The organism is Desulfocicer vacuolatum DSM 3385 (genome assembly GCF_900176365.1).
Taxonomy (GTDB): domain Bacteria; phylum Desulfobacterota; class Desulfobacteria; order Desulfobacterales; family Desulfobacteraceae; genus Desulfocicer; species Desulfocicer vacuolatum.
On the sequence record NZ_FWXY01000001.1, the window covers coordinates 61147 to 85384 of the forward strand.

The 24238-nt window shown below is 48.3% G+C and carries 18 protein-coding genes and 6 tRNA genes; 3 read left to right on the plus strand and 21 right to left on the minus strand.

From position 1 onward, the window contains the following. Positions 1 to 238: 238 nt before the first annotated feature. The 15 genes from rpoC to B9A32_RS00425 all read right to left on the minus strand — a co-directional run bounded on the left by rpoC (position 239) and on the right by B9A32_RS00425 (position 14392). On the minus strand, positions 239 to 4606 hold the full coding sequence (rpoC, locus tag B9A32_RS00355) for a DNA-directed RNA polymerase subunit beta' (RefSeq protein WP_084066397.1): 4368 nt from the start codon (positions 4604 to 4606) through the stop codon (positions 239 to 241). A 10-nt stretch (positions 4607 to 4616) separates the two neighbouring features. Beyond that, on the minus strand, positions 4617 to 8822 hold the full coding sequence (rpoB, locus tag B9A32_RS00360; RefSeq protein ID WP_084066398.1) for a DNA-directed RNA polymerase subunit beta: 4206 nt from the start codon (positions 8820 to 8822) through the stop codon (positions 4617 to 4619). 122 nt (positions 8823 to 8944) lie between these two features. Next, complete coding sequence (gene rplL, locus B9A32_RS00365) at positions 8945 to 9328, minus strand: 50S ribosomal protein L7/L12 (protein WP_084066399.1); 384 nt, start codon at positions 9326 to 9328, stop codon at positions 8945 to 8947. A gap of 67 nt (positions 9329 to 9395) precedes the next feature. Continuing rightward, positions 9396 to 9917, minus strand: a complete 522-nt coding sequence (gene rplJ, locus B9A32_RS00370) for a 50S ribosomal protein L10 (protein WP_332308485.1) — start codon at positions 9915 to 9917, stop codon at positions 9396 to 9398. Between the two features lie 173 nt (positions 9918 to 10090). Further along, on the minus strand, positions 10091 to 10783 hold the full coding sequence (gene rplA, locus B9A32_RS00375; protein ID WP_084066401.1) for a 50S ribosomal protein L1: 693 nt from the start codon (positions 10781 to 10783) through the stop codon (positions 10091 to 10093). Positions 10784 to 10810: 27 nt separating this feature from the next. Continuing rightward, positions 10811 to 11233 carry a 50S ribosomal protein L11 gene (gene rplK, locus B9A32_RS00380; RefSeq protein ID WP_084066402.1) on the minus strand — a complete coding sequence of 141 codons (423 nt, stop codon included), beginning with the start codon at positions 11231 to 11233 and terminating at the stop codon, positions 10811 to 10813. Between the two features lie 124 nt (positions 11234 to 11357). After that, positions 11358 to 11888 carry a transcription termination/antitermination protein NusG gene (gene nusG / locus B9A32_RS00385; RefSeq protein ID WP_084066403.1) on the minus strand — a complete coding sequence of 177 codons (531 nt, stop codon included), beginning with the start codon at positions 11886 to 11888 and terminating at the stop codon, positions 11358 to 11360. 14 nt (positions 11889 to 11902) lie between these two features. Next, entirely contained in the window at positions 11903 to 12262 is a 360-nt protein-coding gene (secE, locus tag B9A32_RS00390) for a preprotein translocase subunit SecE (RefSeq protein ID WP_084066404.1), read from the minus strand. Positions 12263 to 12359: 97 nt separating this feature from the next. Next, a tRNA-Trp gene (locus tag B9A32_RS00395) sits at positions 12360 to 12436 on the minus strand. A 55-nt stretch (positions 12437 to 12491) separates the two neighbouring features. Further along, a complete protein-coding gene (gene rpmG / locus B9A32_RS00400) occupies positions 12492 to 12644 on the minus strand; it encodes a 50S ribosomal protein L33 (RefSeq protein ID WP_084066405.1) in 153 nt (50 codons plus the stop codon). Positions 12645 to 12679: 35 nt separating this feature from the next. Next, the gene (tuf, locus tag B9A32_RS00405) at positions 12680 to 13873 is read right to left on the minus strand and encodes an elongation factor Tu (protein ID WP_084066406.1); all 1194 of its coding nucleotides are present in this window, start codon (positions 13871 to 13873) and stop codon (positions 12680 to 12682) included. A 25-nt stretch (positions 13874 to 13898) separates the two neighbouring features. Further along, positions 13899 to 13975 (minus strand) — tRNA-Thr (locus tag B9A32_RS00410). A 58-nt stretch (positions 13976 to 14033) separates the two neighbouring features. Further along, positions 14034 to 14109: transfer RNA gene (locus B9A32_RS00415), tRNA-Gly, on the minus strand. A 108-nt stretch (positions 14110 to 14217) separates the two neighbouring features. After that, a tRNA-Tyr gene (locus B9A32_RS00420) sits at positions 14218 to 14302 on the minus strand. Between the two features lie 14 nt (positions 14303 to 14316). Further along, positions 14317 to 14392, minus strand: a tRNA-Thr gene (locus tag B9A32_RS00425). Positions 14393 to 14930: 538 nt separating this feature from the next. Here B9A32_RS00425 and B9A32_RS00435 point away from each other — a divergent pair. The 3 genes from B9A32_RS00435 (at position 14931) to B9A32_RS00445 (ending at position 18096) form a co-directional block, all read left to right on the plus strand. Next, positions 14931 to 16766 carry a lytic transglycosylase domain-containing protein gene (locus tag B9A32_RS00435; RefSeq protein ID WP_084066408.1) on the plus strand — a complete coding sequence of 612 codons (1836 nt, stop codon included), beginning with the start codon at positions 14931 to 14933 and terminating at the stop codon, positions 16764 to 16766. 10 nt (positions 16767 to 16776) lie between these two features. Continuing rightward, positions 16777 to 16851, plus strand: a tRNA-Arg gene (locus tag B9A32_RS00440). Positions 16852 to 16869: 18 nt separating this feature from the next. Continuing rightward, positions 16870 to 18096, plus strand: a complete 1227-nt coding sequence (locus tag B9A32_RS00445) for a peptidase U32 family protein (RefSeq protein WP_084066409.1) — start codon at positions 16870 to 16872, stop codon at positions 18094 to 18096. A gap of 35 nt (positions 18097 to 18131) precedes the next feature. Here B9A32_RS00445 and B9A32_RS00450 read toward each other — a convergent pair whose 3' ends face one another. From B9A32_RS00450 to B9A32_RS22245, 6 genes are read right to left on the minus strand one after another with little or no spacing between them, the layout of a single operon-like run. Then, the gene (locus B9A32_RS00450; RefSeq protein ID WP_084066668.1) at positions 18132 to 19187 is read right to left on the minus strand and encodes a hypothetical protein; all 1056 of its coding nucleotides are present in this window, start codon (positions 19185 to 19187) and stop codon (positions 18132 to 18134) included. 1 nt (position 19188) lies between these two features. After that, the gene (locus B9A32_RS00455) at positions 19189 to 20379 is read right to left on the minus strand and encodes a phosphoglycerate kinase (RefSeq protein ID WP_084066410.1); all 1191 of its coding nucleotides are present in this window, start codon (positions 20377 to 20379) and stop codon (positions 19189 to 19191) included. Then, on the minus strand, positions 20357 to 20656 hold the full coding sequence (locus B9A32_RS00460) for a hypothetical protein (RefSeq protein WP_084066411.1): 300 nt from the start codon (positions 20654 to 20656) through the stop codon (positions 20357 to 20359). Before B9A32_RS00460 ends, B9A32_RS00455 begins: the two co-directional genes overlap by 23 nt. Continuing rightward, positions 20649 to 21374 (minus strand): RadC family protein, encoded by a 726-nt coding sequence (gene radC, locus B9A32_RS00465; RefSeq protein WP_084066669.1) that lies wholly within the window; start codon positions 21372 to 21374, stop codon positions 20649 to 20651. Before radC ends, B9A32_RS00460 begins: the two co-directional genes overlap by 8 nt. After that, positions 21346 to 23904, minus strand: a complete 2559-nt coding sequence (gene gyrA, locus B9A32_RS00470; protein WP_084066412.1) for a DNA gyrase subunit A — start codon at positions 23902 to 23904, stop codon at positions 21346 to 21348. The genes radC and gyrA overlap by 29 nt, the downstream gene beginning before the upstream one ends. Then, complete coding sequence (locus B9A32_RS22245; RefSeq protein WP_269748985.1) at positions 23901 to 24035, minus strand: hypothetical protein; 135 nt, start codon at positions 24033 to 24035, stop codon at positions 23901 to 23903. Before B9A32_RS22245 ends, gyrA begins: the two co-directional genes overlap by 4 nt. Positions 24036 to 24238 lie beyond the last annotated feature (203 nt).

The window sequence follows — 24238 nt, forward strand, 5'->3', positions numbered from 1 at the left end:
AACCGGGGTCCATCTTTTCAACAGTTTTTTCCATAAAAAAATCTCCGCAAGGGGAAATATTTTCATACTTTGATGTGGGCGAACCAAGGTCATAGCCAGGGTCCGCCCGTGGCGGTTTTTATAAAATACCCCGCAGATCAGGAAAGTATTTTAAACTTTGTTCCGGGCGAAACGAGATCAGAATACGGTCCGCCCGTGGCGGTTATACAGGAAATAATAATTTCAAAAGCGCGTATAATTAATTCTCCACCGTCTCAATCTCCACATTTTTATACCCCACAAAACCTGTCCCGGCGGGAATCAAGCGTCCCATGATAACATTTTCCTTCAACCCCTTGAGGTTGTCGTATCTTCCCTGGATACTGGCTTCGGTGAGAACTTTGGTGGTCTCCTGGAACGATGCAGCAGAAATAAAACTGTCCGTTGCAAGGGACGCCTTTGTGATTCCCAGAATCAAAGGCTCTCCCCTGGCAGGCTCCCCACCCTTCATGACAATATCCCGATTAACCTCTGCAAATCGGTCTCGATCCACCTGCTCATCGGGGATAAAATCTGTGTCTCCAACTTCCAGAACCTTCACCCGCCGCATCATCTGGCTGATGATCACCTCAATGTGTTTATCATTGATGCGAACGCCCTGGAGACGATATACTTCTTGAACCTCATCCACCAGGTAACGGGCCAGGGCCACCTCTCCCTTGATATTAAGAATATCCTGGGGATTGGCAGAACCACCGATGAGGGGTTCACCGGCCTTTACATAATCACCGTCATACACATTGATATGACGGCCCTTGGGAATGAGATATTCTTTTTTGTCCCCCACATCAGTGGGCGTGACGGTGACTTTCTGTTTTCCCTTGGTACCCTTGGACACGGAAACATACCCGTCAATCTCTGTGAGTACGCTGGGCTCTTTGGGTTTTCGAACCTCAAACAGTTCGGCCACCCGGGGCAGACCACCGGTAATATCCTTGGTTTTAGTGGTGGCCCGGGGAAGCTTGGCAATGACATCCCCTGCCATGACCTCATCATCATCATCTTTCATGAGAATGGCGTTCACCGGCAGATAGTACATGACATTGGCCGAGGAACCCGGAAGTTTAATGCCCTTTCCGTCCTTGTCTTTAATGGTGATGCGGGGACGGATATCAGAAGACTTCCCTTCAATGATGGTGCGGGACACCTTACCCGTCACCGGATCAATCTGCTCCTGGACCGTATTTCCCACCTCAATATCGGCATACCGGGCACGACCGCTCACCTCGGTGATGATGGGTGTTGTAAAAGGATCCCATGAGGCAAGGACATCCCCCACCTCCACGGTTTGACCGTCCGTCACATGGAGATTGGCCCCGTAAATGACATCTTCCTTGGCCCGCTCACGCCCCTCGGGACCGGTGATGGAAAAACCGCCCCCTTTTCTGTTCATGACAATCTGTTCCTGGGTTGCAGTGGTAACGATCTGGATATTTTCATTGAATTTAATGATCCCTGCCACCCTGGCTTTAATTTCAGCCACTTCCACCTTTCGACTGGCAGTACCGCCAATGTGAAAGGTTCGCATGGTAAGCTGGGTTCCCGGCTCTCCAATGGACTGGGCCGCCATGATACCGATGGCCTGGCCAATCTCAACGGTTTTACCGTGGGCAAGGTCCCGACCATAACACTTGGCACATACCCCGTGTCTTGATTTACAGGTAAGTACGGAACGAATTTTCACACTGGTCACACCGGCACTTTCAATGATTTCAACCAGCTTCTCATCCAGCTCAACCCCTTTATCTGCAAGCAGAGTATTTTTATACGGGTCAATCACCGGGGCCTGGACCACCCTTCCCAAAATTCTCTCCCCAAGGGTCTGGATGACCTCTCCACCCTCCAGAAGAGACTCCACTTCCACCCCCATCAGGGTACCGCAGTCTTCTTCCATGACGGTACAATCCTGGGCCACATCTGCCAGACGACGGGTGAGATACCCGGAGTTGGCCGTTTTAAGGGCCGTATCGGCAAGCCCCTTACGGGCGCCATGGGTGGAAATAAAATACTGAAGCACAGTCAATCCCTCACGGAAACAGGCTGTGATGGGATTCTCAATGATCTCACCCGAAGGTTTGGCCATGAGACCACGCATTCCAGCCAGCTGACGCATCTGATCCTTGCTGCCCCTGGCACCGGAATCTGCCATCATGTAAACAGCGTTAAGGACATCATCGGATGCATCTTCACCACCGGGATTTTTCATGACAGCCATCATGGCATCGGCAATATCATCGGTACTCTTGGCCCAGATATCCACCACTTTGTTATACTTTTCTCCCTGGGTGATGAGACCTTCGGAGTATTGCTGCTTAATCCCTTGAACCTGCTCTTCGGACTTTCGGATGATATCCCATTTACCGTCGGGGATAATCATGTCATCAATGCAGATGGACAATCCTCCCAAAGTGGAATACCGATATCCAATATCTTTTAAGCGGTCTGCCAGAATAACCGTTTCTTTAAGACCGATATTTCGATAGGCATAATCCACAAGTCCCCGGACAGCGCCTTTATCCATCAGACGATTTAACAACTCAAAGGGAATGGTGATTTTTCTCTCATCCACCCTGAAAATATTAAACCTGCCATTGTATTCCACCACATCGGAATACTGGCCTTCCAGCAATCCAAACAGCTGGGTGACCACGATTTCACTGACTTGAAAATAATTTTGAAATTCCTTGCTGGTGAGAATACCGGTCTGGGTGACAGACACCGGATTTTCCTCATCCTCGATCTCGTCCAGCACGCCCTGGAATTCCCGGCCCTTTTTCAGTTCACCCAGAACCGCCTGGGCCGTTTCCCGGGTGGAAAAGCCGAAACAATTCATGGACAGCAGGGTATCTCCGGGAATAATTTCCCACAGTAAAATCCTGCCGGTGGTGGTTTCATGGATAACGCCGTCAATGCGCACCTTGATTTTTGCATGGAGATCCAATGCCTTGGAATCAAAGGCAGAACGAACTTCTGCAATACTGGAGAAAAGAACGCCTTCCCCTTTTTTACCGGACGCTTCCCGGGTCATGTAATAAATACCCAAAACAATATCCTGGGTGGGAACAATCACAGGCTGGCCATTGGCCGGGGAAAGAATGTTATTACTTGCCAGCATCATCACCCGGGCTTCCAGGCGGGCCTCCAATGAAAGGGGCACATGCACGGCCATCTGGTCACCGTCAAAGTCGGCGTTAAAAGCGGGGCAAACCAGGGGATGAAGCTGAATAGCCTTTCCCTCAATGAGAATGGGTTCAAAGGCCTGGATACCCAGTCGATGCAATGTGGGTGCCCGGTTGAGCATCACCGGATATTCCCGGACCACATGGTCCAGGGCATCCCACACGGCAATTTCTTCGCGCTCCACCATTTTTTTGGCACTTTTAACGGTGGATACAAGTCCTTTTTTCTCAAGGTAATTATAGATAAAAGGCTTAAAAAGCTCCAGGGCCATTTTTTTGGGCAAACCGCACTGGTGCAACCGCAGATCCGGACCCACAGTGATAACGGTACGACCGGAATAATCCACACGCTTTCCCAGAAGGTTCTGACGGAACCGGCCCTGTTTACCTTTAAGGGTGTCACTCAAGGATTTCAACGGTCTTTTATTGGTACCGGTGACCACCCTTCCGTGGCGACCATTGTCAAACAGCACATCCACAGATTCCTGGAGCATGCGTTTTTCATTGCGCACAATAATATCCGGCGCATTGAGGTCCATTAAGCGTTTCAATCGATTGTTTCGATTGATCACCCGCCGATACAGATCATTTAAATCCGAGGTGGCAAACCGCCCGCCTTCCAAAGGCACCAAGGGTCTTAAATCCGGCGGCAACACAGGAATGGCCGTCATGATCATGCGGGTGGGGCTCAGCCCGGAATTGAGGAATGCATCCACCACCTTGAGCCGTTTTGACATCTTTTGACGTTTGGCAACGGATTTGGTTGTGGCAATCTCTTCTCTGAGTTCATCATACACAGCCTTGAGGTCAATCTCTTCAAGGAGCTTTAAAATGGCTTCGGCCCCGATGCCCACCTCAAATTCCCCGGGACCAAACACTTCCATGGCCTCATGGTATTTCTCATCCGACAGCAGCTGATACTTGGAAAGCTCAGTTTCACCGGGGTCAATGACCACATAGGAATCAAAATAGAGCACTTTCTCAAGATTTTTAAGGGTCAAATCCAGCACATTACCGATTTTGCTGGGAAGACTCTTTAAAAACCAGATATGGGACACCGGACAGGCCAGTTCTATGTGGGCCATGCGTTCCCGGCGCACCTTGGATTGAATTACCTCCACGCCGCATTTTTCACACACCACCCCACGATGCTTCATGCGTTTGTACTTACCGCAGTTGCACTCATAATCCTTGGTGGGGCCAAATACCTTGGCACAGAAAAGACCGTCACGTTCCGGCTTGAACGTTCTGTAATTGATGGTTTCGGGTTTTTTTATTTCACCATGGGACCACTCTCTGACCTGGTCAGAAGAAGCAAGGCCTATCTGGACACCTTTATACATCTTGGGATCTTTTGGCTTGGCAAAGAAATCGTATATGGTTTCCAATATCTTCTCCTTAATTCTTTCCTTCAATAAGATTTATATCCAGTCCCAGGCTCTGAAGCTCCTTGGTCAACACCCTGAAAGATTCGGGCATCCCAGGTTCAAGCACATTCTGACCCTTGACAATTTTCTCGTACATGCGGGTTCGACCGGTCATGTCATCGGATTTTACTGTGATAAATTCCTGGAGGGCATGGGCCGCCCCATAGGCCTCCATGGCCCACACTTCCATCTCTCCCAGTCGCTGTCCGCCAAACTGGGCTTTACCGCCCAGGGGCTGTTGGGTGACCAGGGAGTAGGGGCCGATGGAGCGGGCATGGAGTTTGTCATCCACCAGATGATGGAGCTTGAGCATATACATGATACCCACGGTGATGGGCTTGTCAAAGGGCTCACCCGTACGTCCGTCATAGAGAATTGATTGACCTGACGGATGAAGACCGGCAAAGGAGATAAGCGATTTAATCTCTTCTTCCGAGGCCCCGTCAAAAACCGGTGTGGCCATGTGAACGCCATTTTTATAATAATTGGAAAACAGCGTCAATGCCATTTCATCCATCTGATCCACGGTTTCAATGAACTTTTTCTCATCTTCATTTACCAGTGGCGGCATGGGTTCACCCAGGGTGTAGTGCGCCTCAAAATCAAAATCTTTCACATCTTCCACACCGGTGATTTTCTTTTTCAACGGCGGCGTGGTGAAAATGCGTTTCAATCTTTCCTTGAGCTCATCATGTTTTTTCTCCTCCATGAGATCTTCAATCTGACGTCCAAGGCCCCTGGCGGCACATCCAAGATGAATCTCAAGGATCTGCCCAACGTTCATTCGGGAGGGAACACCAAGGGGGTTGAGCACCATATCCACGGTGCGGCCGTCTTCAAAGTAAGGCAGATCTTCCACAGGAAGAATTCTTGACACAACACCCTTGTTTCCATGGCGGCCTGCCATCTTATCACCCACAGAAAGCACCCGTTTCATGGCAACATTGATCTTGATGAGTTTTAAAACACCCGGGGGCAGATCATCGCCTTTTTCAAACCGATTCACCTGGCGGTTAAAATGATCCCTTGAATCCTGAATCTGCTTTTCCGCCCGCTCCAAAATGGTCTGTGCCATCTCGGTGACATCGGGGTCATCAACGGCCAGAGCCATGAGATCCGAAACAGACATTCCGTTCAATGTACCGGACAACACCGGTGTGCCCGAAGGAATAAGTACCTTTTTCCCCCGCTTCAAGTGGGTGGAAGTGGTGTGACCGGAAAGAATGCTTTCAAGCCGCTCCCATACATATTCAGTGATGATGTTGATCTCATCATCTCGATTTTTTTCCAGGGTTTCAATCTCGTGGTCTTCGATGTTCCGGGTACGATCATCCTTGGCCATGCCCCGGCGGGAAAAGACTTTGGCATCAATGACAATCCCCTCCACACCCGGCGGCACCCGCAGGGATGTATCTTTCACATCCCCTGCTTTCTCACCAAAAATTGCCCGTAGCAGTTTCTCCTCCGGTGAAAGCTGGGTTTCCCCCTTGGGGGTTACCTTGCCCACCAGAATATCACCGGGCTTTACCTCGGCACCCAAACGGATAATACCGCTTTCATCCAGATCTTTCAGGGCATCTTCACCCACATTGGGAATATCCCGGGTGATCTCCTCCTTGCCCAGCTTGGTATCCCTTGCCACCACTTCAAATTCTTCAATGTGCACAGAAGTGTAAACAGCATCTTTTACCAGGCGTTCACTGACCAGAATGGAATCCTCATAATTATAGCCGCCCCAGGGCATGAAGGCCACCACCACATTTTTACCCAGTGCCAGCTCTCCAAGATTGGTGGAGGGACCGTCGGCAATTACCTGGTTTTTCTTTACCTTTTCTCCCTTTTGTACAATGGGACGATGATTAAAGCAGGTATTTTGGTTGGATCGAACAAACTTGGAACAGGTATAGATGGAAACAAGGCTGGATGCATCCTTGTCCTTGGTGTCGATATTTTTAATGACAATGCGTTTGGCATCCACATCCACCACTTCACCGGCTTCATCGGCAACAATGGACACACCGGAATCCCTGGCAACAACCCCTTCAATGCCGGTGCCCACCAGGGGCGCCTCACTGCGAATCAAAGGCACTGCCTGGCGCTGCATGTTAGACCCCATGAGTGCCCGGTTGGCATCATCATTTTCAAGAAAAGGAATAAGAGAGGCAGACACTGAAACCAACTGGTTGGGAGAAACATCCATGAACTGAATTTCATTTTTATCCACCATTTCAAAGTTACCCTCCACCCGGCAGGTGACATGATCCCTTAAGAATCGACCGTCCTGATCAATGACGGCATTGGCCTGGGCAATGGGATGCTGCTTTTCTTCAAAGGCGGACAGATGCCTGATCTCCCGGGTGGCACTTCCGTCACCGGCGATGCGGTAAGGGGTTTCCACAAACCCAAACTGATTCACCCGGGCATAGGTACAAAGGGAAACAATGAGACCAATATTGGGTCCTTCCGGGGTTTCAATGGGACAAATTCGTCCATAATGGGAAGGGTGCACATCCCTGACTTCAAAACCTGCCCGCTCCCGGGTCAAACCACCCGGTCCCAGGGCACTGAGACGACGTTTATGGGTGGTTTCGGAAAGGGGATTGGTCTGATCCATGAACTGGGACAGCTGACTGGTACCAAAAAACTCACGCACAACCGCTGATACGGGCTTTGGATTCACCAGATCATGGGGCATCATGGCATCCACTTCCTGCATGCTCATGCGCTCTTTAATGGCCCGTTCCATGCGTACCAGGCCGATGCGGTACTGATTTTCAAGCAATTCACCCACAGCCCGTACCCGCCGATTCCCAAGGTGATCAATATCATCCACGGCCCCCTGGGTATCCTTTAGTTCGGCAAGGGTGTATGCAGTGAGCAAAATATCTTCTTTTCTTAAGGTCTTCACCTGAATACCGGTGTTCACCCCCAACCGGTGATTCATTTTCAAGCGTCCCACATCGGAGAGATCATAGTAGGCAGACTTGAAAAACAGATGATCAATGAAATCCTGGGCCACTTCGGGCGTGGCAGGATTTCCCGGTCTAAGACGTCGGTAAATCTCTATCAGTGCTTCGGAACGCGAGGTGATCTTGTCAACGGACAGGGTTTTTCGCATGGAATCAGAACTATAAGAATCCACGTAAAGAACCCGAAAGGTGTCCCGGCCCAGCTCCACGATCTTATCAAGGAGCTCCTGGTCTATGAGATCCCCGGCATGGACAACTACCTCATCGGTCATGGGGTCCACAATGGCCTCGGCAAAACCCTTGCCATAGAGCTCTTCCGGGGCAATGGGGATGTACTCAAGCCCGGCTGCCTGGAGTTGCTTCAGGCTTCGCTGGGTAAAAAGCCGCCCTTTTTTAACTGCCACATCATCGGTTCCAGGCAAAATAACATCATAGCTGGCCCGCTGACGCTTCAAATGCTTGGGAATGAACTCTTTGAAAAAGAGACCGTCCTTGAGAACAATTCTCTCTTTTTCATAAAAAAAGCTTAAAATATCTTCATTGGTATACCCAAAAGCTTTAAATAGAATGGTCACGGGAAATTTTCGACGGCGGTCAATGCGGATATTGACAATATCCTTGGGGTCAATCTCCATGTCAATCCAGGAACCCCGCACTGGGATAATCCGTGCCGTATAAACAATTTTACCCGACGAATGATTTTTCCCTTTGTCGTGATCAAAAAAAACACCGGAAGATCTGTGAAGCTGACTGACAACAGCGCGCTCTGTTCCGTTGATGATAAAGGTTCCACGTCGGGTCATCAACGGGATGGTTCCAAAGTATATTTCCTGCTCTTTGATGTCCCGGATGGTGGTAACACCCGCATCTTTGTCAACATCATATACAGCAAGTCTAACCCGAATATTCACGGGAATTTCATAGGTCATGCCCCGGCTGATACATTCCTGGATGGAATGTTTTATCTCACCAAAGGAATAGGACACATATTCAAGGGAAGACGTTCCGGTAAAGTCCTTAATGGGAAAAACGGATTTAAAAACCGAATGTATTCCTGTGTCCTCTCTGTTTTCAGGAAGGACATCTCTTTGTAGAAATCGCTCAAAGGAGGTGCGCTGCATTCCGATGAGATCCGGAATTTCAACAACCCTGCTCTTACTTCCAAACTCTTTTCTGATGCGCTTGTGTGCCAGAAGGCTCCCGGTCATGGTATCTCCAAATAATGGTTTATTATAACCGTGAAAGCGGAGACAGAGTCCATAAGACCTTGCCTCCGCATCGTGTGAGTGCAAATAACAATTTTTTTCAGATACTTACATAACAGGCTTTTTTATTTAACAGTTACCTGTGCACCAGCACCCTCAAGTTGTTCTTTAATTTTTTCAGCGTCTTCTTTGGCAATACCCTCTTTCACAGGTTTAGGAGCACCGTCAACCAGGGCTTTGGCCTCTTTCAGACCCAGACCGGTGATGGCACGAACCTCTTTAATGACACCGATTTTCTTGTCACCGGCAGCTTCAAGAATAACATCAAACTCAGTCTGCTCAGCAGCAGCGGCACCGTCACCGCCTGCAGGAGCAGCCATGGCCATGGCCACGGGGGCAGCAGCAGAAACACCGAATTTTTCTTCCAGTTCTTTTACCAGCTCAGAAAGCTCAAGAACGCTCATGTTTGCTATGAATTCTACAACATCTTCTTTGGTTACATCACCCATTGTTTATCTCCTTAAACGCACAAGGCGCATTTTAACATATATATATTTTCAAAAATTAAATAAATTTTTAAGCAGCTTCTTTCTGATCTTTGATGGCATTCATAACATTCACCAATGCCGTGGGAACGCCATTGAGGACGCGAACCATGGACGTTGGAACCGCATTCATGGCAGACAGAACCTGGGCAAGCAGGACTTCCCTTGAAGGCATGGTGGCCAGGGCTTTAATTTCATCCATGGACAATGCCTTGCCATTCATGGCAGCGGTCTTAATCTCAAGCTTGTCATTGTCCTTGGCAAATTTAACCAGAACCTTTGCAGGCGCAACAGGATCATCCTTGCTGGTGATTATCGCATTGGGACCTTTGAAAGCATCATCAATTACAGAGACATCCGTCCCTTTGGCTGCCATGGAGAGCAATGTATTTTTAACAACCTCCATACTGGCACCTTCTTTACGAAGCTCAGCCCGCAATGTTGTCATGGACTCAACATCCAAGCCCTTGTAATCAACAAGCACTGTGATCTGGGACTCTGCCAGTCTGGCATTCAAGTCCGCAACCAATTCTTTTTTTTCAGATAAGTTCAATATTCAAACACCTCCTTCCCATATATTAATTTTTCAGAGGTGCCAACTGTGCCAAAACATAACGCTGTCTCGGCAGGCCGGCATCGCCGATTAGACATAAAGCAAGGCTTTATGCACCTACTGTCTTGGACAGGCAAACAGTAATCTATATTATTATTAAAGCACAAAAAAAATTATTTAATTAAAAGAGGATCAATCTTGATACCGGGCCCCATGGTGGTGGAAACGGTAATCCCCTGAACATAAGTTCCTTTGCTGGCTGCGGGCTTCAGAGCAACGACTTTATTAATAAAGGCCCTGATATTTTCCACCAGTTTTTCAACACCAAAGGAGGCTTTTCCCACAGGAGCATGGACAATCCCGGCCTTTTCAACCCTGAAATCAATTTTACCGGCTTTAAGCTCATCAATGGCACGGGCAACCTCAAAGGTAACAGTACCGGTCTTGGCATTGGGCATTAAGCCCCTTGGTCCGAGTACACGGCCAAGCTTACCAACGGTACCCATCATGTCCGGTGTGGCAATGGCACGGTCAAAACCGAACCATCCCGCTTTAATTTTCTCCACAATTTCATCGTTGGCAATGAAATCTGCACCCGCATCAAGGGCCTCTTTCTCTTTTTCACCCTTGGCGAACACCAGGACCTTCACTTCCTTACCCAGACCATTGGGAAGAACCACGGTCCCTCGAACCATCTGATCTGCGTGCCTTGGATCAACACCGAGTTTAACAGCAACATCAACAGTTTCGTCAAATTTTGCAAAGGATGAAGAGAGTGAGATCTCTATAGCTTTATCAAAATCGTATCGCGCTTGCCTGTCGATCTTTTTAACAATTTCTGTATATTTCTTACCATGCTTAGGCATCTTGTATCACTCACTCCTTAATAACAGTTAAACAACCTCTATCCCCATGCTTCTGGCGGTTCCTGCAATGATATTAACGGCAGCGTCCACATCATTGGCATTCAAATCTTCCATTTTTATATTTGCAATCTCCACCAACTGATCCCGGGAGACTTTTCCCACCTTATTACGATTGGGTTCACCAGAGCCCTTGGCAATATTGGCAGCCTTTCTAAGCAGCATGGAAGCCGGAGGGGTTTTTGTTATAAAGGAAAATGTTCGATCCTGAAAAACAGTAATAACCACCGGAATAATTGAGCCGGCATCGTTGGCAGTCCGGGCATTAAAGGCCTTGCAAAAGTCCATTATATTCACACCATGCTGACCCAGGGCCGGGCCAATTGGCGGAGAGGGATTGGCTTTACCTGCCGCGACCTGAAGTTTAATCTGCGCCATCACTTTTTTTGCCATCTTCTTTACTCCTGACACACGCTTTAATGTTTCTAAATTTTGTAAGAAAAACCCGTGCGAGCCACTGGTTTTTCAAGCTTTGTTGGGGGTGGACCGAGCTCAGAACAAGATCCGCCCGTGGCGGTTATATCTTTGTCACCTGGACAAAATCCAGCTCCACAGGTGTTGCCCTGCCGAAAATACTGACAAGCACTTTCACTTTGCCTTTTTCCGGATTCACTTCTTCCACAGTTCCGTTAAAATTCACGAAAGGACCGTCAGTCACCCGGACATCATCTCCAATTTCGAAAAAATACTTAGGCTGGGGCTTGGACTTCCCAAGCTCCATGCGCTGGATAATATCCGCAGCTTCTTTTTCACTGATGGGCGCAGGTCTGTTTTTGCCCCCAAGGAACCCGGTCACTTTGGCCGTGGATGTAACGATATGCCACGTTTCATCATTGAGCTCCATGTTCACCAGAATATATCCCGGATAAAATTTCCGTGAAGATTCCTTTTTTTTGCCGTTGACAAGTTCAACCACATGTTCGGTGGGAACCAGAACTTCACCAAACTTATCAGAACATCTTGCGTTCTTAATCTGGTCTTCCAGTGCCAGTTTCACCTTTTGCTCATAGCCTGAATACACATGAACCACATACCATTTGAGAGACAATTTCAACTCCCTTTTTATGCCAGAACAATTTGAACAAGCTTGGACAAGCTGATATCCACCAACCCGAGAAACGCACCAAGAATAAAGACCAGAATAATAACCACAAGGGTGGAACCCGCTGTCTGCTTACGCGAGGGCCATGTTACTTTTTTCAACTCCACACGGACTTCCCTTAAAAATTCCAGCCCCTTTTGAATAAAATTGGGATCAGAAGGAACCACAGGCGCCGCTGCCGGTCGATTTTCCCCACGTTTCTGGCCCGCTTTGACAGAAGAAGCTGCCGGACTGTTTTTTTCGTTGACTGACACCCCTGAAGATGCCTCACGTTTTCGAGTCTTGTCCGATGATACTTTCTTTTTCTGTAACCGTGCCATGCCACTCCTGTCGAATACAACCGCCATCTTTATGCTTACAAAGCAGCGTATTTCCTATCTTAAAATTTTACACAAAATCATTATCCACAAACAAAAATGGCAGGTCAGGAGGGACTCGAACCCCCAGCATCCGGATTTGGAGTCCGGCGCTCTACCAATTAGAGCTACTGACCTGCATTCACAAACATAACTGGATAATCAACTCAATTCTACAATATCAATGCACAGCCTACTTTGTTTCCTTGTGCAGAACATGTTTTTTGCAGAATCGACAATACTTCTCAAATTCAAGCTTATCCGGTGTGGTTCGTTTGTTTTTCGTCGTTGTGTAGTTCTTTCGCTTACATTCAGTACATGAAAGCGTAATATTTACTCTTGCCACAAGAAACTCCCTTAGATTCTATTCGATAGTTAGAGCTATTCGATAATTTCGCCGATCACACCGGCACCAACAGTGCGTCCACCTTCCCTGATGGCAAATCGAAGTTCTTTTTCCATGGCAATGGGGGCAATCAGTTCCGCAGAAATGCTTGCATTATCACCAGGCATGATCATCTCAACACCTTCTGCCAGATTTAAAACTCCTGTCACATCGGTGGTTCTAAAGAAAAACTGGGGACGATACCCGCTGAAAAAAGGCGTATGACGCCCACCCTCTTCCTTGCTCAGACAGTAAATTTCCGCCTCAAACTTGGTGTAGGGCTTAATACTACCGGGCTTGGCAACAACCTGACCCCTTTCAACAGCATCCCGCTTGGTGCCCCGCAGAAGCAGACCGACATTATCTCCGGCCTGACCTTCATCAAGGAGCTTTCGGAACATTTCAACACCGGTACAGGTGGTCTTTGTTGTCTCCCGGATACCCACCAGCTCAACCTCTTCTCCGGTTTTGATCACTCCGCGCTCAATTCGACCGGTAACAACCGTCCCGCGACCGGAAATACTGAACACATCCTCAATGGGCATTAGAAAGTCTTTATCTGTGTCGCGCACAGGCTCTTCAACATAAGAGTCAAGAACGCCCAGAAGCTCAGCAATACACTTGGCATCTTCACCATCGGGATCATCACACTCCAGAGCCTTCAAGGCAGATCCCCTGACTATGGGAGTATCATCTCCGGGAAATTCGTACTTATCCAGCAATTCCTGAAGTTCCATCTCCACCAGCTCAATGAGCTCCTCATCATCCACCATGTCGCATTTATTCAAAAACACAACAATACTGGGAACACCCACCTGGCGGGCAAGAAGAATATGCTCCCGGGTCTGGGGCATGGGGCCGTCGTCGGCACTTACAACCAGAACCGCGCCGTCCATCTGGGCAGCTCCGGTGATCATATTTTTGATATAATCAGCATGACCGGGACAATCCACATGGGCATAATGACGATTGGCAGTCTCATATTCAACATGGGCAGTGGCAATGGTAATACCCCGCTCACGCTCTTCGGGCGCCTTGTCAATCTCATCAAAGGGAATAAAATCACCATGACCTGCAAGAGCAGCATGCTTGGTAATTGCAGCAGTAAGAGTGGTTTTACCATGATCAATGTGACCGATGGTTCCGATATTGACATGCGGTTTGGTCCGCTCAAATTTTTCTTTTGCCATTTTAAACAGATCCTCCCTGGTGGGGTGGAGCCCATGAACGGATTCGAACCGTTGAACCTCTTCCTTACCAAGGAAGCGCTCTACCTACTGAGCTACATGGGCATTGTCCACTGAATAACTACGATGCAACTATTTATTATGAAGAAATCAAAATAAGGTGTGGAGCGGGAGACGAGGCTCGAACTCGCGACATTCAGCTTGGAAGGCTGAAGCTCTACCAACTGAGCTACTCCCGCTTTTATAAAGAAGCGACCGCCGCAAAAAAGACAATCGAAACTTAAAGCATACATTCAATGCAGTATGCGACCCCTGTCATTTTGAGATCTCCTACACGAACAATTTTGTGGTGGTGGGGGGAGGATTTGAACCTCCGAAGGCTGAGCCGTCAGATTTACAGTCTGATCCCTTTGACCACTCGGGAACCCCACCATTACATTTTTTTCTGGAGCCGATACCCCGAATCGAACGGAGGACATTCTCATTACAAGTGAGATGCTCTACCAGCTGAGCTATATCGGCATCATCATCCGCAGCTGTTCTGCCTTGCGAAAGACCCGGGGATAATAACAAAGCACCCCCCATCTGGCAATCCCCAAAAAATGAGTTTAAAAATGATAAAAGCAGATTAAAACAGATTAAAAACCAAATTCAATCTATTTTCATCTGAATACTACTATTTTAAAGACTTATTGCTGTTTTTCACTATTTATTCAATTTTAATCAACAAATTCATTCCATTTGCCTCTGTGATCACCGGGTTCATATTTACTTGACACCTGTATATTATTCCGATAACAATAATCCCTGTGAATATGCTTTGGAGCCCGGGGTTTAACCGTCCCGGTGAACAAATGGCTCCGGGGATCAGGCTTGATTCAAATATTAACCCCATATCCAACAAGATCTATTTTTCATACAACTCGCCTGGGGAACCCTGTAATAATCCCCGTGAAAATTTTTATTAAAAGTCTGCCCCACCCCGTCAATCCTTGTACAAAAAAGCAGTTCACCGTCACTTCAACCCAAAACCGCATACCCAAGAGACGATGATATCACCATGAATAAAAATAATATTGGCACAGGCCTGAAAATTGTTTCATTGATCGGCATCTTTTATCTCACCGGCTGTACCCATACCATGAACACCGCTTCCACCTCTCCCCCCACCCAGCCTCCGGCATCAACCTTATCAGGATTACAGCCATCCACCGTTCACCAGCGTTTTTTAAAAGATTTTTCCCAAAATGAAACAATAGAAAATGAAGGGCCATGCGAAAAAACATCAAGCACAGACAATGCCCCCCTTCCCGTTTCCGCCACAGACAAATCCATCCCAATGGCCCAGGAAGGCATTGATCATGCCCTGGAGCTGTGCGAATCGGCCCAGGATTTCTGGGAAAAAGGCGAACTTGAGAGCGCACTCAATGAGCTGGACATTGCCTATGCCACCATCCTGGACCTGGATCTTCGGAATCAGCCTGAACTGAACCAGCAAAAAGAAGATCTTCGGTACATGATTGCCAAACGCATCCTTGAAATTCATGCGTCCCGCCATATTGTGGTCACAGGGGAGCACAACGCCATTCCCCTGACCCTTAATACCCATGTCAAAAAAGAGATTGCCCGGTTCACCGGTCCTGAAAAACAATTTTTCATCCGCTCCATGAAAAGGGCGGGCCGCTATCGCCCTTATATTTTGGCTGAACTTAAAAAAGCAGGACTTCCCCAGGAACTCTCCTGGCTTCCCCTCATTGAAAGCGGTTTTAAGGTAAAGGCACTTTCCCATGCCAGGGCCCTGGGACTGTGGCAATTTATTCCCTCCACAGGATATAAGTTTGGTTTAAAACGCAACTACTTCATTGATGAACGCCTTGATCCCGAAAAAGCCACCCAGGCCGCCATTGCCTATCTTTCGGAACTGCACAACATTTTCGGAGACTGGGCAACGGTGCTTGCCGCATACAACTGTGGAGAAGGAAGGGTCTTAAAAACCATCAGAAGGCAAAAAACAAATTATCTTGATAATTTCTGGGATCTCTATGAAAAACTGCCCCGGGAAACCGCACGGTACGTTCCCCGATTTCTGGCCACCCTGCACATTTTAAAGAACCCGGAAAAATACAACATTGATCCCGGGAAAATAGACACACCCATTCCCTATGAAGTATTTACGGTGAAAAAACAGGTTTATTTGAAAAATATTGCCTCGGCCACCGGTGCTTCCCTTAACAGCCTTAAATCCCTGAATCCGGAGTTAAGATACGAACTTCTGCCTGCTGATCCCTACGAACTTCGAATTCCGCAAACAGCTGCCCATGGCTTCCTGGCCCGCTTTAAAACCATAAAACCGTCCAGGACACGTACCACGGAAAAAAAATATGTATACCATCGCGTAAAAAGGGGGCAGACCCTTTCCTCCATTGCCAGATACTACGGCACCACCTTGAAAACGGTGACATCCGCCAATGGGCTGTCCACCCGTTCTGTTATCAGAACAGGCAAGGTGCTGAAAATCCCGGCAAACAAAGTAAAAAAAAGAACTGCCCCCGCCAAAAAGAAAAAAAACCGCCGCGCCTCTGTGAGATACACCGTGAGATCCGGGGACAACCTCTGGCTCATTGCCAATAAATACGGCACCACCACCAAACGCATACAGGCAGCCAACAAACTTCGCTCCACCCGGTTGTATGCCGGCCAGAAACTGATCATCCCCGGCAGTTCTTCTTCCAAAACAAAAAAAAGGAAAAAAACTGTATCCTATCGGGTGAAATCGGGGGATAATCCCTTTACAATTGCACAAAAATATAATATGACACTCCAACGCCTGCTCTCATTGAATCGCCTTACCTCAAAAAGCAGGATCTACCCGGGGCAAAAACTCCTGGTGGAATAAAACATCCAAGGCCCCCGTAGCTCAGTGGATAGAGCATAGGATTCCTAATCCTTGAGCGCAGGTTCGATTCCTGCCGGGGGTACCATTCTCTAAGCGAAAAATCATGCCTGAAAATTTTACAACACCAGAACTCCTGGCACCGGCTGGAAATTTTGAAAAGCTGGAAGTGGCCATCCACTATGGTGCAGATGCTGTTTATCTTGCCGGAAAAGATTTCAGCCTCAGAAATCTCACCCACAACTTCACGGAACCGGAGATGGCAGATGCCATAAATCTGGCCCATAAAAACGGCGTCAAGGTTTATGTGGCCTGTAACATCTACTCCAGAAACCACGAACAGGAAAGGCTTGCAGACTTTCTTAAATGTCTCGGAGATATGGGTCCCGATGCCGTGATCATTGCTGATCCCGGCATTATCCTTCTTGCCGGAAAGCTCATACCCCATGTGGATATCCATTTGAGCACCCAGTCCAACACCACCAATTATAATGCCCTGGAATTCTGGAAACAGACCGGGGTGACAAGGGTGAACCTGGCCCGGGAACTGAGTCTCAAGGAGATCCGGGATATCAGCAAAAGAAATATTCTGGAAACGGAAACCTTCATCCACGGTGCCATGTGCATCTCCTACTCCGGCCGGTGTCTGCTGAGCAATTTTCTCACCCGGCGTGACAGCAACCGCGGGGCGTGCAGCCATCCCTGTCGATGGAAATACCGTGTGGAGGAAGAGCAGCGCCCGGGGCAGTATCACTCTTTAATGGAAGATGAAAGGGGCACCTATATTTTCAACTCCAAGGATCTTTGCATGGTACAGTTCATCCCGGAACTGATAAAAGCCGGTATCACTTCTTTAAAGATTGAGGGTAGAATGAAGGGCGTCAGTTATCTGGCATCGGTGGTGAAAACCTACCGGGAAGCCATTGATGCCTTTGTCCGCTCCCCAAAGAATTTCCAGGTCACAGAACAATGGAAAAAGGAGCTGGCCCTTGTTTATCACCGGGAATACAGCACAGGATTCTATTTTAATTCTCCGGATGAGATCATGCCAAACTATGCCAATTATCATACCGGGCTGATCCATGCATTCATTGGGCGGGCAAAAACATGTGTCCCCGGCAACCGGGTTACACTGGATGTGAAAAATAAGATCTCCCGGGGGGATGAAGTGGAAATCATGGTACCGGAAGGAATACCTGTTAAAAGCCGTGTGAAAAACATCATTGATGCATCGGGGATGACCATTGAGAACGGACAGCCAAATTCCAGTCCCACCCTGGAACTTGAACACCCCTGCAGGCCCGGTGACATCATTCGCAAAGTAAGCAGCTAAATGTATGAAATAATTGTGAAGGATATGGATCCGGGTCAGGTATAAATCATCTTAAAGGGGATGGGGGAATATTTACACACCCCGGGACGGGGAATGATCTGTTCCAGGGACACCGTCAACCAGTTGGTATCGGGATTTAAATCACGAAGGCGTCCTCCCTCGGGGGGCAGGGAGTGGCAGGTGTAGTCGTAATTGACATTAAATATGCACACAAGTTTCTTACCTTCTCTTGCAATGGCATAATTTTTTGTAAAGCTGTTCTGGGTGATCATGGCACTTTTGGCAATCTCTCTGACCTCATCCCGGGAAAATCTGGCCAGTACAAATTTGGACAACCCGTTCTCCCCCAGTTTCAGCAATGCCCGGGACTCGCTGCTTCCCACATATATGGTCTTGATGCCCCTTATTTTTCTAAGATACTGTGCCGCCACAATGGCGGCTGTGCGCCGGCCCCCGGCCATCACTGGCACACCATGATACTCAAAAAATTTTTTTTGAAAATTTTCCGCGTATTTATCTCCTTTTTCATAAAGATCCTTGGAAATATATCTCAAATAAATGGCAAGGTCCTCGGCTGCATCGGCAATGGGCCAGTCCACCCGTACATGAAAATGGGTCAGAGCATACCGGCTCTTGGAATTCATATCCCGCTGGATCAACAGGGCATAATCCACAGGCATAAGGGATTTCATGAAGTCAAAAAAACCATCGGTTTCCAGGAATTTAACATTACGGTTAAAATCCATCACACTGGGAAATTCCTTATGTTTTAACAGATTGGTCTTGGTGGTTTTATTGATATCAAAAAAACGGATGTATTTTTTATGCTGATCATCAACATGATCCTCCAGAAACAAAATCAAGAATGAATTCTGACACTCAAACTCAACACTGGGAATCCTTGCCCGGGGTTTCATCTCCCGGGTCTCCACAAATGGATACCGTTTATTCTCCCTTAAAAAATTATTATATGAATCCACCAGGGAATATTCAATGACAAATTGATCCATCTCATCCCGGAGAACTTCATAGTAGGAGCGTCGCAGTTTTTCATCCCGGCTCAACGCATCTCTGGGGCAACAAAATTCCATATTATATTTTATCCAATTTTTCAAGGGCTGTCACACCGGGCAGTGTACGTCCCTCCATGAGATAAAGAAAGGCCCCGCCACCTGTGGAGATGTAATCCATTTTTTCTGTTACCCGACACACATTCACCGCAAGTCCGGTGTCCCCGCCACCCACCACGCAAAATCCCCGGGATGCGGCAATGGCCTGGGCAACGCCGCAGGTTCCACTGCGAAAACGTTCCATTTCAAAGACCCCCATGGGGCCGTTCCATACAATTGTTGCCGAGGTCTCCACAGCCCTGGAAAAGGCTGCTGTGGTTTCAGGGCCGATATCCATGACCATCCATTGCCGGGGAATATTCTCCACAGACACGATCTTCTTTTCTGCATTTTTGTCAAACGTTTCTGCAATCACCACATCCACGGGCAGAAGGCAATTGACCTTTTTTTCCGCGGCTTTTTTAAGAATCTCTCCAGCCGTGGCCACAAGCTCATCCTCAACCATGGATGCCCCCACATCAATGCCCCGGCTTTTTAAAAAAGTGTTGGCCATGGCCCCTCCGATGATCAGGGTGTCCACATGATTAATAAGATTATTCAAGGCGGAAAGCTTACTTGAAACTTTGGCACCGCCCACAACGGCAGTCAAGGGACGCTTTGGAGCCTCCACAGAATTTCGATAACAGGCAATCTCTTTTTCCAGTAAAAAACCGGCCCCGGACATCTTCACCACACGGGAAATACCCACCACCGAGGCCTGGGTTCTGTGTGACACGGAAAAGGCTTCGTTAACAAAACAGTCGCAAAGGGCGGCAAACTGTTTTGCAAATTCTGGATCATTGGCTTGTTCTTCCCCATGAAACCTTAAATTTTCCAGCAGTACAATATCTCCCGGTACCATTTTTTCAACGGCGGCGTGAACCTCCGGTCCAATGCAGTCATTGACAAAGGTAACAGGATGGGAAAGAAGTGCTTCCAGCCGCCTTGCCGCAGGGGCCAGGGAAAGTTCCGGCACCCGCTTGCCCCTGGGGCGGCCCATGTGGGAAATTAATATAATCCGGGTGTCATGTTCAAGCAGATAACGAATCAGGGGAAGGGTGGCCTTTATTCTGTTATCATCGGTGATGACCTGGTGTTCATCCAGGGGTAAATTATAATCCACACGCACCAGCACCCTTTTACCTTCCAGATCAAGATCTTTTACTGATTTCATTTTTTTCCCCAAATTTTTTTTTTTGCCTGTGAAGTTTCTTTTTTTTGGACCAGCGCTCAAGAAAACCAATGGCACCGGCTTTTTCCCCCCGCCTTACCATCTCTTCTTTTACATTGAGTCCCCCGGTGCCGGACATGGCCTGTCTAAGACAATCGGTTTTATGGATGCAGCCCATGCACACCTCCGGTGTCTGCCTGAGTCCCCGGTCCCCCATGGGAAATACTTTTTCAAGTTGCCCAAAACATTGCGGAAGAGATCTTTTCCCCGGATCAGCCATTTTGTTCAAACTCCCTGTTAAATTCAGCAATATAGCCCTGTTCAGCAAAACTGTAAAACCCGCTGCCCCCGGTGATCATGTGCTCATGGACCGTGATACCCACATGGCGCAGGGCAAAGACCAGTCGTTTGGTGATGGCAATATCTTCCGGTGAAGGGGAGACATCCCCCGAGGGATGGTTGTGGGCAAAAATGATGGCTGCAGCCCTGTGCTCCAGGGCCTTGACAATCACTTCCCTTGGATAAACAGAACTCATGGTCAAGGTGCCTTCAAAAAGAATTTCCATGGCATTGACCCGGTTCTTGGCATCCAGAAAAATCCCGGCAAACACCTCTTTATTTTTCCTTCCAATGGCATGACTCAAATAGGTTTTGAGTTCCCGGGAATTGCCAAGAATCTCCCCATGAATCACCCGGGAGGCAAGATATCTGTCTGAGACATCTTTTATCAGGCGAAGTCCCAGAATGTTGGATGGACCAATGCCCTTGACCCGGGCAAGCTCTTGGGGATTGGCCTCAAACACCCCCTGGAGGGTCTTAAATCGTTCCAATAATGCCTTGGCCCGGTCTTTACAATCCTGTCGAGGGGTGTTCAGGGTCAACAAAAGTTCAATGACTTCATAATCGAGAAATCCGGCAAGCCCTCCTTTGAGGAACCGTTCCCGCAATCGTTTCCGATGGCCCCGACCTTTATGATTGTCCTGCGTCTCCTTGCCCATGTTCACCATCATCCGTTTCCGGCGCATCCTCCCCAGGGGCCGATTCAGCACTTTTATCCGGGACCTCCCGGGGGGTATCTTCTTTATGATCCTCGGAAAGAGGCGTCTCTTCCTCAGGAAGTCTTGCCGCCCCAATGAGTTTTTCCCGGTCAGAAAGATTGATCAATTTTACCCCCTGGGTGTTTCGGCTGATCACTGAAATGCTGCTGATGTCGGTGCGAATGAGTTTTCCCTTGTCTGTTACCAGCATTAACTCATCTTTGTCTTCCACCAGCAATAAAGAAACCATCTGGCCGTTACGCTGGGATGTTCTGATGGAAAATACCCCCTTGCCTCCCCGGGTCTGGCATCGATACTCCTCAATATTGGTGCGTTTGCCATACCCATTTTCAGTCACGGTTAAAAGGGTTTCTCCATGGCTCAAAACTTCCATACCCACCACATGGGAATCTTTTTCACCGATGCGCATGCCACGGACCCCCATGGAGCCCCGGGCCGTGGATCGGACCTCTGCTTCGTGAAAGCGAATCACCTTGCCTTCATTGGAACCCAAGAAAATCTCCATATTGCCATCGGTGATGCCTGCGGCAATGAGCTCATCGTCGTCAGCAAGTTTAATACCGATAAGTCCCCCGGAACGGGGTCGGGAGTAAGCCATGAGGTCGGTTTTTTTCACCCTGCCCCGGGCCGTGGCCATGACCACATATTTATTTTCCGTGAACTCAGGCACTGTCAGCACCGTGGCAAGTTCTTCTCCTTCATCCAGATTCAACAGGTTTACAATGGCCTTTCCAAGACTTGAACGACTGGCCATGGGAAGTTCATACACCTTACTCTGGTACACCTTGCCCATGTTGGTGATAAATAAAAAGGTATGGTGGGTGGAGGCCACAAAAAGGTGTTCCACAAAATCATCCTCTTTTGTGCCCATGGCCATCTTGCCCTTGCCGCCCCGGTGCTGGGTGGCATAAAGAGTGATGGGATTTCGTTTAATATAGCCGCTGCGGGAGATGGTCACCACCATGTCTTCTTCGGCAATGAGATCTTCAATATTGATATCACCGGTACTTTCAACAATGCGGGTGCGTCTTTCATCGGAAAACTCTTCCTTAAGGTTCTCCATCTCCTCTCTGATAATTCCCCGAACGACTTGGTCACTGGAGAGGATTTCCTGGAACCAGGCAATATCCTTTTGCAATGCCGCATACTCTTCCTCAATTTTATCCCGTTCAAGGCCGGTGAGACGCTGAAGACGCATGTCCAATATGGCCTGGGCCTGGATTTCTGACAATTCAAATTCAGCAACCAACCCTTGTTTTGCAGCTTCCGGGGATCGGGACGAACGGATCAGGGCCACCACCCGGTCCAGCTGATCAAGCGCCACCCGCAGTCCTTCAAGTATATGTGCCCGCTCCTGTGCTTTTCTCAGGTCAAACCGGGTTCTCCGCAAAATCACATCCTTGCGATGCTTGATAAAATGTTCCAGCAGCTCCTTAATGGTAAAAAGTTCTGGACGCTTGTTAACAACCGCCAGAAAAATAATACCAAAGCTGGACTGCATGGCTGTATGTTTGTAAAGCTGATTGATAACCACTTCGGAAAATTGATCTTTTTTCAGGCCGACAGCAATTCTCATGCCGTCACGGTCGGACTCATCCCTTACAAATGAGGCCCCCTCAATGACCCGGGTCTTCATGAGTTCTGCGATCTTTTCCACCACCCTTGCCTTGTTCACCTGATAGGGCAGCTCTGTGACAACAATTGTTTCCCGCTTGGTTTTCTTGTTTTCCTCCACCTCAATTTTAGCCCGCATCACCACAACCCCCCGGCCGGTGGTGTATGCATCATGGATACCGTTTTTCCCATATATCATACCGGCGGTGGGAAAATCAGGCCCAGGCACATGGGTCATGATCTCGGGGATGGAGATGGTTGGGTTATCCAGCAATGCAATAACGGCATTGGCAACCTCTTTGATGTTGTGGGGAGGAATATTGGTGGTCATACCAACGGCAATACCCGAAGAGCCATTGACCAGGAGAGCCGGTAACCGGGTGGGCAGCACCGACGGTTCCTCCATGGTTTCATCATAATTGGGAATCCAGTCCACGGTTTCTTTTTCAAGATCCGCCAGCATCTGGTGGGCCACCTTTTTCATGCGGATTTCCGTGTACCTCATGGCCGCCGGAGAATCTCCGTCCACGGAACCAAAATTTCCCTGGCCGTCCACCAGGGGATAACGCATGGAAAAATCCTGGGCCATGCGTACAATGGTGTCATACACCGCAGAATCACCATGGGGATGATACTTACCAATCACATCACCCACCACGCGGGCGGATTTTTTATAGGATTTATTCCAGTCGTTGCGCAGCTGACGCATGGCAAAAAGCACCCGTCGATGAACAGGTTTGAGGCCGTCTCGAACATCGGGAAGGGCCCGGCCGATGATGACGCTCATGGCATATTCGAGATAGGACTGCTTCATCTCCTTCTCGATGCTTGTTACATTGTTGTCTTGGTTTATCATTCACTGTCCTTTAGGAACTTTACAACGGATATTATCAATCCAGATGAATCCTGGGGAAATGCCTGGGAACCGGATGTGCCGGGTTCAAGGCATTGCAGGCAGCTGTACCACACCGGGTTTGCAAGGCTCAATTCAGCTGCCGGAAAAAACGTTGGGGGGAATATTAAAGAGTAAAACTCGTGTAAAATAAGTGGCAGAAGCAGTGGCAGGTTTTGCATACAAGCGCCACGGGCGGACCGTGTTCTAACCTTGGCCCACCCACAACAACACTTGAAAATCCGTCAGGTTTGCCGGGTTTTTCATTTAAAAAATGAAACAAAATTTTTAATCAGTG

Bases quoted from the DNA above. Each gene is read 5' to 3' on its own strand.
- tuf (WP_084066406.1), bottom strand. From the start codon at position 13,873: ATGGCAAAAGAAAAATTTGAGCGGACCAAACCGCATGTCAATATCGGA.
- B9A32_RS00435 (WP_084066408.1), top strand. From the start codon at position 14,931: ATGAATAAAAATAATATTGGCACAGGCCTGAAAATTGTTTCATTGATC.
- rplA (WP_084066401.1), bottom strand. From the start codon at position 10,783: ATGCCTAAGCATGGTAAGAAATATACAGAAATTGTTAAAAAGATCGAC.
- B9A32_RS00455 (WP_084066410.1), bottom strand. From the start codon at position 20,379: ATGAAATCAGTAAAAGATCTTGATCTGGAAGGTAAAAGGGTGCTGGTG.
- gyrA (WP_084066412.1), bottom strand. From the start codon at position 23,904: ATGATAAACCAAGACAACAATGTAACAAGCATCGAGAAGGAGATGAAG.
- rpoB (WP_084066398.1), bottom strand. From the start codon at position 8,822: ATGACCGGGAGCCTTCTGGCACACAAGCGCATCAGAAAAGAGTTTGGA.
- B9A32_RS00445 (WP_084066409.1), top strand. From the start codon at position 16,870: ATGCCTGAAAATTTTACAACACCAGAACTCCTGGCACCGGCTGGAAAT.
- rplL (WP_084066399.1), bottom strand. From the start codon at position 9,328: ATGGGTGATGTAACCAAAGAAGATGTTGTAGAATTCATAGCAAACATG.
- secE (WP_084066404.1), bottom strand. From the start codon at position 12,262: ATGGCACGGTTACAGAAAAAGAAAGTATCATCGGACAAGACTCGAAAA.
- rplK (WP_084066402.1), bottom strand. From the start codon at position 11,233: ATGGCAAAAAAAGTGATGGCGCAGATTAAACTTCAGGTCGCGGCAGGT.
- radC (WP_084066669.1), bottom strand. From the start codon at position 21,374: ATGGGCAAGGAGACGCAGGACAATCATAAAGGTCGGGGCCATCGGAAA.
- B9A32_RS00460 (WP_084066411.1), bottom strand. From the start codon at position 20,656: ATGGCTGATCCGGGGAAAAGATCTCTTCCGCAATGTTTTGGGCAACTT.
- B9A32_RS00450 (WP_084066668.1), bottom strand. From the start codon at position 19,187: ATGGAATTTTGTTGCCCCAGAGATGCGTTGAGCCGGGATGAAAAACTG.